This window comes from Nocardia sp. NPDC003726 (genome assembly GCF_053586955.1).
In genome coordinates this window covers 130215-142846 of record NZ_JBSFNF010000018.1, presented here as the reverse complement: position 1 = coordinate 142846, position 12632 = coordinate 130215, and the positions used below count along the sequence as shown (strand labels likewise).

At 65.5% G+C, this 12632-nt stretch carries 12 protein-coding genes and 1 pseudogene; 2 read left to right on the top strand and 11 right to left on the bottom strand.

Annotation, left to right across the window (positions count from 1 at the left end; all coding sequences use genetic code 11):
- Nucleotides 1–148: 148 nt before the first annotated feature.
- Nucleotides 149–346 (bottom strand): hypothetical protein, encoded by a 198-nt coding sequence (locus ACWDMM_RS23220; RefSeq protein WP_449939479.1) that lies wholly within the window; start codon nt 344–346, stop codon nt 149–151.
- A gap of 173 nt (nt 347–519) precedes the next feature.
- On the opposite strand from ACWDMM_RS23220, the gene ACWDMM_RS23215 reads away from it, so the two are divergent.
- The gene (locus tag ACWDMM_RS23215; RefSeq protein ID WP_449939476.1) at nt 520–3426 is read left to right on the top strand and encodes a hypothetical protein; all 2907 of its coding nucleotides are present in this window, start codon (nt 520–522) and stop codon (nt 3424–3426) included.
- A 303-nt stretch (nt 3427–3729) separates the two neighbouring features.
- Here the strand turns inward: ACWDMM_RS23215 and ACWDMM_RS23210 are convergent, their stop codons facing one another.
- The 8 genes and pseudogenes from ACWDMM_RS23210 to ACWDMM_RS23175 all read right to left on the bottom strand — a co-directional run bounded on the left by ACWDMM_RS23210 (nt 3730) and on the right by ACWDMM_RS23175 (nt 8722).
- Nucleotides 3730–4671 (bottom strand): hypothetical protein, encoded by a 942-nt coding sequence (locus ACWDMM_RS23210; protein ID WP_449939473.1) that lies wholly within the window; start codon nt 4669–4671, stop codon nt 3730–3732.
- A gap of 356 nt (nt 4672–5027) precedes the next feature.
- Complete coding sequence (locus tag ACWDMM_RS23205) at nt 5028–5342, bottom strand: DUF6301 family protein (protein WP_449939471.1); 315 nt, start codon at nt 5340–5342, stop codon at nt 5028–5030.
- A complete protein-coding gene (locus tag ACWDMM_RS23200; protein WP_449939536.1) occupies nt 5290–5562 on the bottom strand; it encodes a DUF6301 family protein in 273 nt (90 codons plus the stop codon). Before ACWDMM_RS23200 ends, ACWDMM_RS23205 begins: the two co-directional genes overlap by 53 nt.
- A complete protein-coding gene (locus ACWDMM_RS23195) occupies nt 5487–5879 on the bottom strand; it encodes a TY-Chap domain-containing protein (protein WP_449939469.1) in 393 nt (130 codons plus the stop codon). Before ACWDMM_RS23195 ends, ACWDMM_RS23200 begins: the two co-directional genes overlap by 76 nt.
- A gap of 11 nt (nt 5880–5890) precedes the next feature.
- A complete protein-coding gene (locus ACWDMM_RS23190; protein WP_449939467.1) occupies nt 5891–6061 on the bottom strand; it encodes a TY-Chap domain-containing protein in 171 nt (56 codons plus the stop codon).
- Between the two features lie 99 nt (nt 6062–6160).
- Nucleotides 6161–6371, bottom strand: a pseudogene (locus tag ACWDMM_RS23185) (IS3 family transposase); the annotation flags it as partial.
- A 645-nt stretch (nt 6372–7016) separates the two neighbouring features.
- Nucleotides 7017–7526: a nitroreductase family deazaflavin-dependent oxidoreductase gene (locus ACWDMM_RS23180; protein ID WP_357106201.1), complete on the bottom strand. Its 510-nt coding sequence runs from the start codon at nt 7524–7526 to the stop codon at nt 7017–7019.
- Complete coding sequence (locus tag ACWDMM_RS23175) at nt 7523–8722, bottom strand: aromatic ring-hydroxylating oxygenase subunit alpha (RefSeq protein ID WP_195081557.1); 1200 nt, start codon at nt 8720–8722, stop codon at nt 7523–7525. Before ACWDMM_RS23175 ends, ACWDMM_RS23180 begins: the two co-directional genes overlap by 4 nt.
- A 121-nt stretch (nt 8723–8843) precedes the next feature.
- Here ACWDMM_RS23175 and ACWDMM_RS23170 point away from each other — a divergent pair, with 121 nt between their 5' ends.
- On the top strand, nt 8844–9473 hold the full coding sequence (locus tag ACWDMM_RS23170) for a TetR/AcrR family transcriptional regulator (protein WP_449939464.1): 630 nt from the start codon (nt 8844–8846) through the stop codon (nt 9471–9473).
- Between the two features lie 408 nt (nt 9474–9881).
- On the opposite strand, the gene ACWDMM_RS23165 is transcribed toward ACWDMM_RS23170, so the two are convergent.
- On the bottom strand, nt 9882–10823 hold the full coding sequence (locus ACWDMM_RS23165) for a GlxA family transcriptional regulator (protein ID WP_195081555.1): 942 nt from the start codon (nt 10821–10823) through the stop codon (nt 9882–9884).
- A gap of 9 nt (nt 10824–10832) precedes the next feature.
- Nucleotides 10833–12629 carry an NAD(P)/FAD-dependent oxidoreductase gene (locus ACWDMM_RS23160; protein ID WP_449939462.1) on the bottom strand — a complete coding sequence of 599 codons (1797 nt, stop codon included), beginning with the start codon at nt 12627–12629 and terminating at the stop codon, nt 10833–10835.
- Nucleotides 12630–12632 lie beyond the last annotated feature (3 nt).

Here is a 12632-nt window from a genome sequence, read left to right as displayed (position 1 = left end):
AGTGCGTGGGAAATCATCTCCGGCCCGTTGTCCATCCGCACGGCCGCTGGCCCCGCAAATCGTCGGCGGTCTCACAGCTGCCTTGTCGCCCCGACGCGCCACTGGGCCCTCGACCAGATGCGGTCGAGGGCCCAGTGGTCTCGGCGGGCTACAGGACTGGTGCGTTGCTGGTGGGAAGTAACTGTCGGATCGCGTCGGCGGCGTGATCCACGATCACGACGGTAGAGACGGCGGCGTCGTGGATGTCGGCGGCGTCGCCGGTCATCACGATAACCAGGGCGCACAGCGCGAGCCAGGCGATGACACAGGCGCTGGCGGCATAGACGATCTTGGTGATGGCTTGCATGAGGCATTCCTCCTCTCGGATGCTCCGGGCACATCCTTCGATGGAAATGTGCTGTAAATGCAGCTTTTTGGGTCTCATAAGGGGAAGAATCAGTGCGGATGAGCTGCCGGGACGATCGTCTGTTCACGCAGGTCGATACCGGTCGGGTCGGATAGGCAGGGGATGATTTCCGGATGAGTGCGGACGGCGTGGCTCGGCGGCCGGTTCGGCGGCAGCGCCCGGTGGCTTATCCGGTGCTGGCTGCGGGACCGTTGCGCGAGTTGAAGGCGGAGTTGGAGGGACTGCACCGTGCGGTCGGGCAGCCGACCATGGAACAGATCCGGGTGCGGATCGAGAAACTCGCCGATGGTGATGAGGAGTCGGATCCGTCGGCGACGCCGTCGGTGGACACGATTCACAAGGTCCTCACCGCGCCGACGTTGCCGGCGAGTGTTCACAGCACGGTCGCGGTCGCTGCGGGTTTGGTGTTCTTCCACCAGGTAGTCGGCGAGGCCCCGCTGGTGCGAGGGAATCCCCGGATCGAGCGAATCCGGGATTTGTGGGCGGCGGCGAGCGTGGCGCGACCGCCGCTCGGCGCCCGTCCGGTGCAGCAGTGGGATCCGATCCTGCTCGGTGTGCACCGGCCGATCGAGGTACCAGGAGCGGTCGGGCAGCTGCCGACCTATGTCCCCAGGACCGTCGACGTGGACGTCGATCGGTTCCTCGTCAGCGCTGCCGAGGCTGGTGGCTTCGTACTGATGGTGGGTTCGTCGTCGGTCGGTAAGTCCCGCAGTGCGTGGGAAGGGTTACTGCGGCAATTGCCCGACTGGTGGTTGGTACGTCCGAGCGATCGGGCTGATCTCGAGGACCTGATGACCGAGGTGTCGGTGCGGTCGATCGTATGGCTCGACAACCTGGACCGATATCTCGACCGCGGTGGACTCGACGAGATCGTCCTCGGCCGTTGGCAGCAACGCAACGAGCCGGTTGTGGTCGTGGGAACCATCTGGGAGGAAACCTATCGCGAGTATCTACCGATAGGTTCCTCGCGGTCCGATCCGTATCGCGCACACCGCGCGGTGTGCGAGCTGGCATCGATCGTCCAGGTCTCCCATCAGCTCAGTGACGAGGAATTGCGTGACGCCGCCGACCGCGCCATCGGCGACGCTCGTCTCGCCACGGCGCTCGGTGTGCGTGACTACGGTCTGGTTCAGACCCTCGCCGCGGCTCCCGCCCTGATCCAGCGATGGGATATGGCGGGCCCGTTCGGCCAGGCTGTCGTCGCCGCAGCTGTCGACGCCCGCCGTGTAGGTGTCTTGGGGCCGTTGCCGACAGACTACTTGCGCGCCGCTGCGGCTGGCTATCTCGCGCCGGAGCACCGGCGCCACGCCCGACCCGATTCATTCGACGAAGCGATGCGGTACTGCACCGAGCTATTGTTCGGCGCCACCGCTGCCCTTCCTACAGTGCCGGGAGACGCTCTGGGCGAGATCGCGGGCTACACCGTGGCTGACTATCTCGAGCAGCATCTTCGTCACGTACGCGAGCGGATATTGATCCCGAGCGAAACATGGGACGCCGTCCACCGGCACATCACAGTCACCGAAGATCTCGAACGGGCAGGACGTAGTGCTGAGGACCGACTCCTGTTCTCCGTCGCCGATGCCCTGTATCGACAAGCAGGCGCACTTCTAGATGCCGCCAAGCTCCGCGTCGAACGAGGCTACCCAGAACACGCCCAGGAGCTTCTGCGCGCAGCTCTGGACTCGGGGGACGAACCGGTCATGAGCTGGGTGGCGGCACGGGCAAGTCCCGATCAGGCAGTACCACTACTGAAGCGACTCATCGACAACACACCCGGCCCGAACCTCGACCACGTGCGCCGATTGGCCGGGGCACTGGTCGCCACCAGCGCAGACATAGAAGCGCTACCTCTGTGCCGAGAACTCGTCGCAAACCACACGAACGTCTCTTGGGCGCTCGGTGAGATCGTCCGAATCCTCACAGCGACACTAGACATCGAGGACATGGTCGCCTACCTCCTCGACTGCGCTGCCTCCGGGAACCGTTCTGCCGTGCAGAAGGCTTACGAGGTCCTGTCCGAGCTGGGCCGCGTGAACGAAATGGAGGACGTCCTCCGAAGTACCGACTCAAGCGATTATTTGGTGGAACTTCTCGAATCGAGCGATCGCTTCGAGGAGGTCGACGCGATGGCAGAGGCGGGCAACTATGCGGCACGCTCCGCCGCCGTCGCCCGAACGATCGAAACGAACGGGATAGACGCCGCCATCGAACGGGTTCGGCGGTGGCACCACGCCGACAACGACGACGACAGCCGGTGGCGCCTGCTACACCTCTATCAAGAAGCAGGGAGAGTCGACGACGCACTCGAACTAGCGACCGAGATGGAAGACGGCACCCCGAACGATGATGTCGGCGTCGGCAGAATACTTCTCGCCGCCAACAGAATTGATGATCTCCGCCGTCGAGCCGACAACGACGACCCCTACGCGCAACGTGAACTATCCGCCTGGTTGATCCAGAACGGGCATTGGTACGAGGTGCTCCATCGCGCACAGGCGGGCCAAGTCGCTGCCGCTGATGTCGCGACCGAATGGCTCGCGGCGCAAGACCGTACGATCGAGGCAATCCCTTTGTGGCAGAGAATTTTCGAAGGTTCGGGTGATATCTACGCGGCCCGTGAGCTGATAGATCTGCTCGCGGCCAGTGGCCGCACAGACGAAGCGCTGGTACTCGCACGTCAACAAGCCCAGCTCGGGTACAAGGGCGACAAGCGCAAATTCACCGCCCTGCTCGCCGAATCCGGCGAACAGGGCGAAGTCGAACTACGCGACCTCACCACGGCCGGAGATCCTTACGCAACAGCGGCCCTCGCGAATCTGCTCGCGACTCGAGGGGACCTCGCCGAGCTACGCCGGTGGGCCGTGGCAGGCAACGACATCGCAGCACGCGCGCTGACATCACTCGCCTACGATCGCAGTCAGGCGGCAGCGGACGACAACGACCCTCTCCAACAGATCCTTCGGACCGGCCTACTGCCGACCGCCGAGTTTCCCAACGCCGACGACTCGATCTTCTGACTGGTGCCATCACCCACGCGACACGGTTGCTCCGGTCGGAGGTCGACGACCCCACCTCGGACTACTCCGAGGATTCGCCGCAGTCGGTTCGCTCCATCGATGTCCCGGTCGTTGCGTTTCTTACGGCCTGTTCGTCGTCTGCTGGGATGCTGCTCAGGGAACCGGGCGTCGATGCTCGCGGTACCAGAACGCGTCGGACATCTGGGCCTCCCAGGAGGCGCAGATACGACCGTCGGTGCCGTCCTGAGCGAGCGACTCTTCACCGTCGCTCGCGGGCAGCTCGACATCGGCAAGTGCGTCGGCTTACACCATCAGCACGCCGTCGCGCTGCGCCACAACGACGTCGCCGTCCCTGGTCGCTGCCGTGTAGACGTATCCGCCCGCGATATCGCGAGCCACCTGCTCGGCCGACTCGATGAACGACATCCCGTGGCCTCCCAGTGCCGTCACGCCCACGAGCAAGGTCGTATCGGCGTGCGGAACCGCTCGGTGGATCCGACGGCCGAGCCCGGTCGGCGCCATGGTCTTGAAGCGATCCAGCAATTGCTCGCTGAGCTCGTTTTCCCGCAGCCAGTACGGGTGAAGGCAGTCGTAACCTGGCGCTCCCAAGTCGCGAAGCGGAAAGCCCTCAAGGTCTCCCGAGTCCGAACGACGCGCAAGTGACGGATCACAGCGATCGAAGAAGCGCAGGATATCCAGCAATGTCTCCACTACCAGTCGTCCCGCGACCCAGTCCCGGTAGCGCTTGTGTACCCCAGGAGCGGTGCCGGACAGATTCTGAATCTCGGCGGGCAGATCGGCGTGCGCCTTCCAGACCGGGAAGACCCGCCAACCGGCCATACCGCCGACCACACGATTCGAATCCATCTCGATCACCGAATCCGCGTGGGTATCAGCGTTGCGAATCAGCGTCAGGCCCCGCACGATTCGACCGTCCGTGTCATTGTCGCGGAACTCCTTGTAGGTGTCTTGATCATTCGGAGCCAGGAGATTCTCGAACTGCTGGTCGATGGTGCGGGCGATGACCGACGCGCTGGCCGCGTCGATGACGACCTGCTCGCAGTCGATGTCGAACCGGCTTCCTGGGTACAGGGCGACGTCGCTTCTGACCGTCGCGGTCCACGTGCGACCGATCGCTTCGGCCAACGCACGGTACTTCTGGACGACCTTTCGGCGCTCTGGCCCCGGCGGAATGGGAAACAACCCTGGGTCCGTCGCGGCAGGCTGGCCGGGATTCAACGACATGGGCGGGTCCACTTCTGTGACCTCACCGTCTGAGGGCAAGGGCTCCAGAGTACAACGCGGATGCCGGATCGGCGAAATCGATATCCCGGAACCGGTTCCCGCATCACGGATACGCGCAGCCAAACGCCTGCGGTCCGCCTGCAGTGCCGCGGCGGGACTATCCGTCGACCCCGCTATGTGGAGTCGTGCGCCTCCGCAGGGTCGACGGCGTCCGCAGTCTACGACGACATCTCGCTGTCGCCCTCGGCGGCCACCTGGTATGGCGCCGATCGTACGCCGGTATCAGGGTCAGAGGTGCATCGCTCGACGAGATGGACTCGAGCCCCTGACCCCCACGCACCCGTTCGCGGACAAGCTCATATCGAGTAGTCATCAACGACGACCAGGCAGTTGCCCATGTTTTGCGTGTCCTGTCGATGGCGACTTTTGGGGCGCAGCCGTATACCGGCGGCCTCCAAGGCGCCGCGCAAGTCAACAGATCCACTGCGAGCGATTGCGTCAGAGCCCAGATCGGTCAACAGCAGGGTTGTTTCCTCACCGGTCCATCGGATCTCGGGAATTGAGTCGACGATCTCCGCGGTCGGCGCTCCGAGTAAGGCGGTCAGGGCGGCGGCGATGTCACTGAACGCCGCATGTACCGCCGCCCGACCGGCGACATCGTCGGGAGCCAATGGTCAAGGCTATTTCGATACGTTCGGCGTGACCGCCGTTGCCGATCACGTCGCAGCTGCCGGGCCCGAGGCCGCTGTCGAAACGAACCCAGGCGTTCGACAGGATGATCGGATCGCGCCAGTCGAATTTCGCCAGCAGGTGCATCAGGTTTCCCATCCGCCATGACCAGACCAACGACTGCAGCTGCCGGGCGAGATCAACAACGTCCGAGTTTCCCATGACTCGCCAACCGGCGGCGAACTCCTCGAGCTCGGAGCAACGCTCGTTGCGGTGTGCGCTCGCCTCGTCGATAGACCGAGAAGCGGCAGTTCGGTCTCGCCGCCGCGCTCGTTCCATGCCTCGTACACCAACGTGGCCGGATCCGCGATTCCGAAGGCGTCACGTAGACCCGTGACCATCCTTGCCGCCAACTGGTGATAGCCGTCCGACGAGGCCGGCCAGCGCAACTCGCACCACCAGTTGTCACAGTGGTCGGTGTCTGGTCGCTGCCAGCCAGCGCTCTCAATGATCTGTCCGCGGGAGTCTCCGACTTGCACGTCGGGGCAAGTCAGCTGTCGCCGGGCAGCTCTGCCCAGATCATGGTGTCGAGCTGCCAGAATTGGACGAAGCGGCGGCGCTCCTTCGGTTCGTCTGCCTCACCGATGATGACGACCGTTCCAGCAGACAACGTGGACAGGTGCTGCGTCAGGCCGTCAGTGAACTCCACCCAGCCGGTCATATCAGTCCTTGTTCTTGCAGCTCAACGGTCTTGTCGTGCATGGCAAGCCACGAGTTCGTCACCAGTACAGGCATACCGTCGTTTCGAGGCATATCAACAGGGCAGGCCCGGCGGGATGAATGCCAGCCCGACGCGTTCACCAGCCAGTCCCCCATCGCGTGGCGGCCAGCTCCGGCCCGTTGTCGCACCGCAGCGCGGCCGGGTAGCCGCGTTGCACGGCGATGCGGTCGAGTTCATCGATCAGCCTGTCGGCGCTGACCCAGCGTTCCACCAGCCCGCCCAAACATTCGCGAGTGTGCTCATCGACGATCGGACTCAAACCAGAAACCTGCCGTTTGGCATTCGGCTGGCTGTCGAAAGCTGGGGCCAATCTGGGGCCACACGCTATGCGCGGCCGAGAACGACCAGCACGTTTGGAATGTTGCCGCATGATCTATTACCGGGTTTGACGTGTGCAAATGACATTAGCCCAGAGCTGGGGGTCAAGTGGTCGCAGGTTCAAATCCTGTCAGCCCGACAGACAAAACCCCTTCCGACCAGCGTCGGAAGGGGTTTTCTCGTTCCTCGGCATAGGGCCGGATTCGACCCGAGCCAGTCGAAATCTCATACTTTCGCCCTCGTCGCCGCCGGCCTAGCGTTCCAGGACGTCCCGATTGTCGGGAACGGTCTCCGGCACGTCGATGTAGGGTCTCGGCCACCGCGTGAGTGTTGTCGAGCTGGCGGGCGGCGCGTTCGGGATCGCCGTAGGCGTGGTTGGCTGTGGTGGCCGCGCCTTTGCGGGACGTACACCGGAGCGGGAGCCGGGCGTGAAGCATCCCGCCCGCCCGCCGAAGCTCTCTCGACCGAGAGGCAGCCGAAACGATGGCTCGGTCGCGCTTCGCATCCAAGACTGGGGACCGGAGCGCCCTGCTGATTCCCCCTTTCGATGGCGTCTCCTGCACCACGCGCCGGCCGACTACCGGGAAACGGTGCAATCCGGTTGGGGGTTGCGGCGGCGCAGGACGACGACGGGGATCTCGCGGTCGGTCCAGGACTGGTAGGTGGCGAAGTCGGCGTAGGTCTCGACCAGCAGCGGCCAGAGCCGGGCGCGTTGGGTCGGGTCGGCGACTGTGGCGTACACGGGGCGGCGCTCGCGGCCGATCTGGATGTGGGTGTCGGGGTGTGCGCGCAGGTTGTGGTACCACTGCGGATGTTTCGGCAGTCCTCCCTGCGAGGCGACGACCACGATGTCGTCGCCGTCGGCGCGGTAGAGCAGCGGGGTGACGTAGCCGGCGCCGCTGCGCCTGCCGCGGTGTTCGAGCAGCAGGGTGGGCACCGGCTTGCGAAAGCCGGCGCCGATACGCCAGCGGGAGCCGAGCCGCCCGCCGGTGCGGCGGTAGATCCACACCTGAGCTCGGCCCGCGTATTTGAAGATCTTCGGCAGTAACGGCGAGTCGAGTGCGGTGGGCCGGGGTGGGGTGGTCACGTGGTCTCCTCGTAGTCCAGGGCGACACCTAGTTCGGTGGCGAAGGTGCGAATCATGTGCTGGACGCCGATCTCGTTGCGGCCGATGATCATGTGGTCGTGCTGGCCCTGGCGCACGCCTTCGCCGCACTGCGGCAGCATGGCGAAGTCCTCGTCGCGCACGGCGGCGTGGACCTGGGCGTAGATGCCGTCGTAGACCTCGCGTTGCTCGTCGCTGGTAGCGGGGATCTTGGCCATCCAGCTGTGTCGCACGGTGCAGCGAGTGGGCGCGCCGGCGGGCAGCATGTCCAGGATCTCGACGCCGACAGGGCTGTTGGCCAGTACCAGGTTCGGATAGATCCAGTAGATGACGCCCATGTTCATCAGCGGGTCCCAGGAGCCGGCGGGGTCGGTGTCCAGCGCGCGAATCCAGGTGAAGGGGAAGCCCATGCGGTGGTGGCGGCCGAAGGCGTCGTGGGTGGAGGTGTTGGCGACGGTGTTCTGCCCGATGACGCTCTGGCCGTGGACGAACGGGAAGTGGTAGCTCTCGGCGAAGGCTTCCAGCGCACCTTTCCAGCTGACCTCGGAGGTAAACTCGCGGTCGTCGTGATAGCCGTAGCTCGCATAGTCCAGCTGTGCCAGTTCGGGACCCATGGTTCCGAGGTGATCGTCGACGTCGATGTCGCCGCCGGCGGTGAGGACCGCCCAGACGAACCCGTGGCGTTCCTGACTCGGCAGCTCGACCAGGCCGTAGTCGGCGCGGTTCATCCCGGTGAAGCCCTCCTTGCCGGGCACTCCAGCCAGCTCGCCGGTATTGCGATAAGTCCAGGCGTGGTACGGGCAGGTGAAGCGGGTCGCCTTGCCGGAGCCGCAGGCCGGTTGCGCGCCGCGGTGGCGGCAGTAGTTCAGCAGCACGTGCACGGTGCCCGACCGGTCACGTGTCACCAGCAGCGAGTCACCGAGCACGCTGCGCACCACGTAATCGTTCGGCTCGGGAATACGCGCCGAGGGGACGATCATCAGCGGGGTGCGGCGCAGGATCTGCGACTCCTCGACCTCGGTGATCTTCGGATCGCGGTAGTAGTGCAGCGGCACGCGCAGTGGATGTGCGGCCATGTCGGTGGTCCCGTCGAGTACTAGGCGCAGCGCGCGGCGGGTCAGCTCCTCGGTGAGCCCGGTCAGCCCGGTCGGGCAGGCGGGGCCGGTATGTGTCGTCATGAGACCAGACCATACACTCAACTCGTATTGTATGGTCTGGATTCGGTGCGGGACCTCATTCACCGGGGCGCGGAACTCGCTAGGGTCGGTTCGACACGATCGCCTACTGGGAAGGGTCCGGATGCGCACACACGGCTGGTCGGGCACCGCTCCGGCCGACGACACCGAAGCCGTGGACCGCATCGTGGCCGCGGCACGCGCTGCCATCGAGCGCAGCGGCGACTTCACCATGACCGAAATCGCCCGGGACCTCGGCGTCACCCGCCAGACCGTCTACCGCTACTTCGCCAACGCCGACGCGCTACTGACCGCGACCGCGCTGGCCGAGACCGGCCGGTTCCTCGACGTCCTCGCCGCACACCTCGACCACCTCACCGATCCCGCTGAGGCAGTGGTCGAAGGCATCGCCTACACGCTGGAAAGCCTGGCCACCGACCGCTACCTCGGCCTGCTGCTCACCCCGGGCCGAGCCGGCGCGTTCTCCCCCGGCGTCACCTCGGACACCGCGCTCAGCTTCGGCCGCGCCATCCTGGAACGCTTCGCCGTCGATTGGGCAGCGGCCGGCATCGACGACGCCCGCCTCGGCGAACTCGTCGAGCACATGCTGCGGATCGTGCAGTCCTTCGTCATCGACCCCGGCCGCCCGCCCCGCACCGGCGCCGCCCTGCGCGCCTACCTCACCACCTGGATCGCACCCGCCCTGCGCACCGATACGGCCCCTGCACAACCGGCATCGAGCCGAAGGGCATAGCGGCGGCCCTCTACGCCGGACCGTACCTGCCGCAGCAGTCGGGCCGACCGACTGGACAGATCGAGATCAGATGAGCGGAGCACGCCTACGTTCGTGGTGGCGGAAATGATGGAGTAGTGCTTGCGCCACTCCTTCTTCCACCACGAGATCGGTTCAGCCACCTCGGCGAGGTCGCTCTCAGTCACGAGCCTGCCAAGTGCGTTCAAACCTTGGCGTTCACCATCAGATGCGGTGCAGCGCCGAGACGGGCATCGTTGTCGGGCTGATCTTGATATTCCCGCGAAGTGTGTATCAGACCCATTCCGACCAACGTCGGAAGAGCTTTCTCGTGGTGCCCAGGTGTTCTCGCCGCGGATTCGGTTTTGCGCGAATCCCCGGCGAGAACCGGATACCAGGCGGCGCGACCGGTCAGCGGAAGGCTCGCCGGTACGCCTGAGGCGTCACCCCCACGGTCTTGCGGAAGACTTTCCGGAATGCTGCCACCGAGGCGAATCCTGTTCGGTCGGTGATGCATTCCATTGTGAGGATGGTCGTCTCGAGCAGCACTTGGGCCTTGCGCACCCGGGCGGTCTGGAGCCACTCGTTCGGTGTCATCCGGACCTGCTCGTGGAAGCGCCGGATCAGCGTGCGTTTGCTGACTCCGGCGCGGTCCGCGAGATCCAGCACGGTGATCTTCTCACCGAGCATCGTTTCCGCCCACTCCAAAGTCGGATTGATGGACTTGCTGTCCGCCTCCGACCGTGGACGCTCCGCGATGAACTGCGCCTGACCCCCATCGCGGGTCAGTGGCATGACCGAGAGCCGGGCGGTAGCCGCCGCCACGGCGGTCCCGTAGTCCTTGCGCACCATATGGAGGCACAGATCGAGCCCGGCCGCGGCACCGGCCGAGGTGAGGATGCCCCCGTTGTCCACATACAGCACCGTGGGATCCACGCGGACCCGCGGATAGCTCCGCGACAGTTCGGTGGCGGCCATCCAATGCGTGGTCGCCCGCCGTCCGTCGAGCAATCCGACGGCGGCCAGGGTGAACGCCCCCAAGCAGATCGACGCCACCCTCGCCCCACGTGCGTGGGCCCGCACCAACGCCTTGCACAGCCGATCCGACGGCCGCGACCGGTAGCTCATCGCTCCCGGCACGACGATGGTCTCGGCCTTCTCCTCGAGATACTCGATGTCGCCGAGACAGGAGATTTCGAAGAACTTCGACGGGACGTCGGAGTTCACGCCGCAGACTTGGACCTCGTACGCCGCGGTTCCGTCCTCCTGCCTGGTCCGGCCGAAGATTTCCAGCGGAACCGCGAGATCGAACGGAATCACGTCGTCGACGGCCAGAACAGCCACTGACCTCATGCGTCGGACCTAGCCGACCCGCTGGTCCGCTTCCGGGCCGGCCACCACCAATCCGGCGCGAATCAAACGCTTCAAGGCTCGTCCCTGCAGCACTGTCAATCGGGGCGCCAGCTCCGACCACCTGGCGGGACCACGGTTCAGCGTTTCCCACAGCTGTTCACCCCCGTCCCGCTCCAGGCATCGCACCTCGACGTCCGGGTCGGCCGCGGAGTAGATCCGGTGGCAGGCGACGGTGTCGGCGAGCGGCGACGGCGCCGCGTCGCTGTTCGCGATGGGGTCGCGCCAGTACCTGGCCAGCCCGTCGCGCGCCTCCTGCGGGATCTCGAACGGCGGCGACATCCCCTTGAAGCCCGGGATGTCCGCTGCCACACCTGCGCGGATGCGCGCGTCCGCCGACAACGTCACGATGTCGTCGGCCGCGAGCTCGACCGCGTCGGCGGCGGTGAAGGCCCGCAGGTAGGGCCCCTCGGTGGCGAGGTCACGCGGGTCGCGGGAGCCCTTGGTCATGATGTTCAGCAGGTCGGGCACCAGCGCGGTGTTCAGCAGCGCCTGGAACGTTCCCTCGGTGGCGTTGTCGACCTCCACCCGCCTGCCTTCCGCGCTCCAGTAGGGGCTGTCCGGATGCGAGCGCGAGATCTCGTGATACCACTGGTCGATGCTCAGTGCCCAGGTCTGCGCCATGCCGCGCCACTCGACGTCGTAGTCGCGCCAGAGGTCTTCCTTCGATCGCTCGTCCAGGTCCTCGTCGAACGTCTTGCGCAGGACCAGCGCGGCCGCCCAGGCTTGCGTGACGGCGAAGGACATCCCGGAGGAGAACAGCGGATCGACGAAGTACGACGCGTCACCGACCGCCATCCACCGGTCCTGGTACGAGCCGAAGCATTCGCTCACCCGGGAATAGTTGGTGGCCGTCAGCATCTCGGCACGAATCGGCTCCGCGTTCGCCACCAGATCCTGCAGCACCGGGATCGATTTGATCGTCTTCAGGAAGATGTCCGGATCACGCAGATCCACGCGGGCGATCGACTCCGGGTTGGTGACGATGCCGATGGACCACACGGTTTCCCGGACGCCGTCGACCAACCGAGGCGTCGGGATGTACCACACCCATCCGTGCTCGAAGGCCACCGCGTAGATCGGGGACAGATCGTCGGCGCGGAAGACGTTCCAGTCGCCCTCCGCCCGCTGTGCTGGCACGCAGTTGCGGTAGTGCGACCAGACGGCCACGTTGCGGTATTCCGACAGCCATTGCTTGTCGCGCTGGGAACCACGGGCGGCCACTTGATTCGCCCGGCCGGACGCGTCGACGAAATAGCCTGCCGCGATTTCGGTTCCGTCTTCCAGCACCACCGTGGCCTTGCCGTCGCCGGGGAGGAACCGCATGACCCGCACGCCCTGGAAGACGTGGGCGCCGCAGGCTTCGGCGTGCTCGAGCAGCACCGCGTCGAATTCGGCGCGATTGACGTGCACCGACCATCGGTGGACGCCGTCGACCAGGTAGTCGGCGTGCTCGAAGAAGCCGACGAACGGCCGGTCGGTGTCCCACTGGTAGATTCCGCCGAATTTCTGGATCCAGCACTCGCTCGCGAGCACCTTCTCCAGCGCGCCGCTGGCTTGCAGAACGGGCACCAGGGGGTGGGCACCCGATTCGCCGATGTGCTCCCGCGGGAACACCTCGCGATCGAAGATCGCCACACGCAGATCGGTGTCGCGGCAGAGCATCGCGGCGAGCGTGGACCCGGCGGGACCACCGCCCATGATCACCACGTCGTACTCGTCCGCCGGTCTGGAGATTGGGTTAGCCATTGA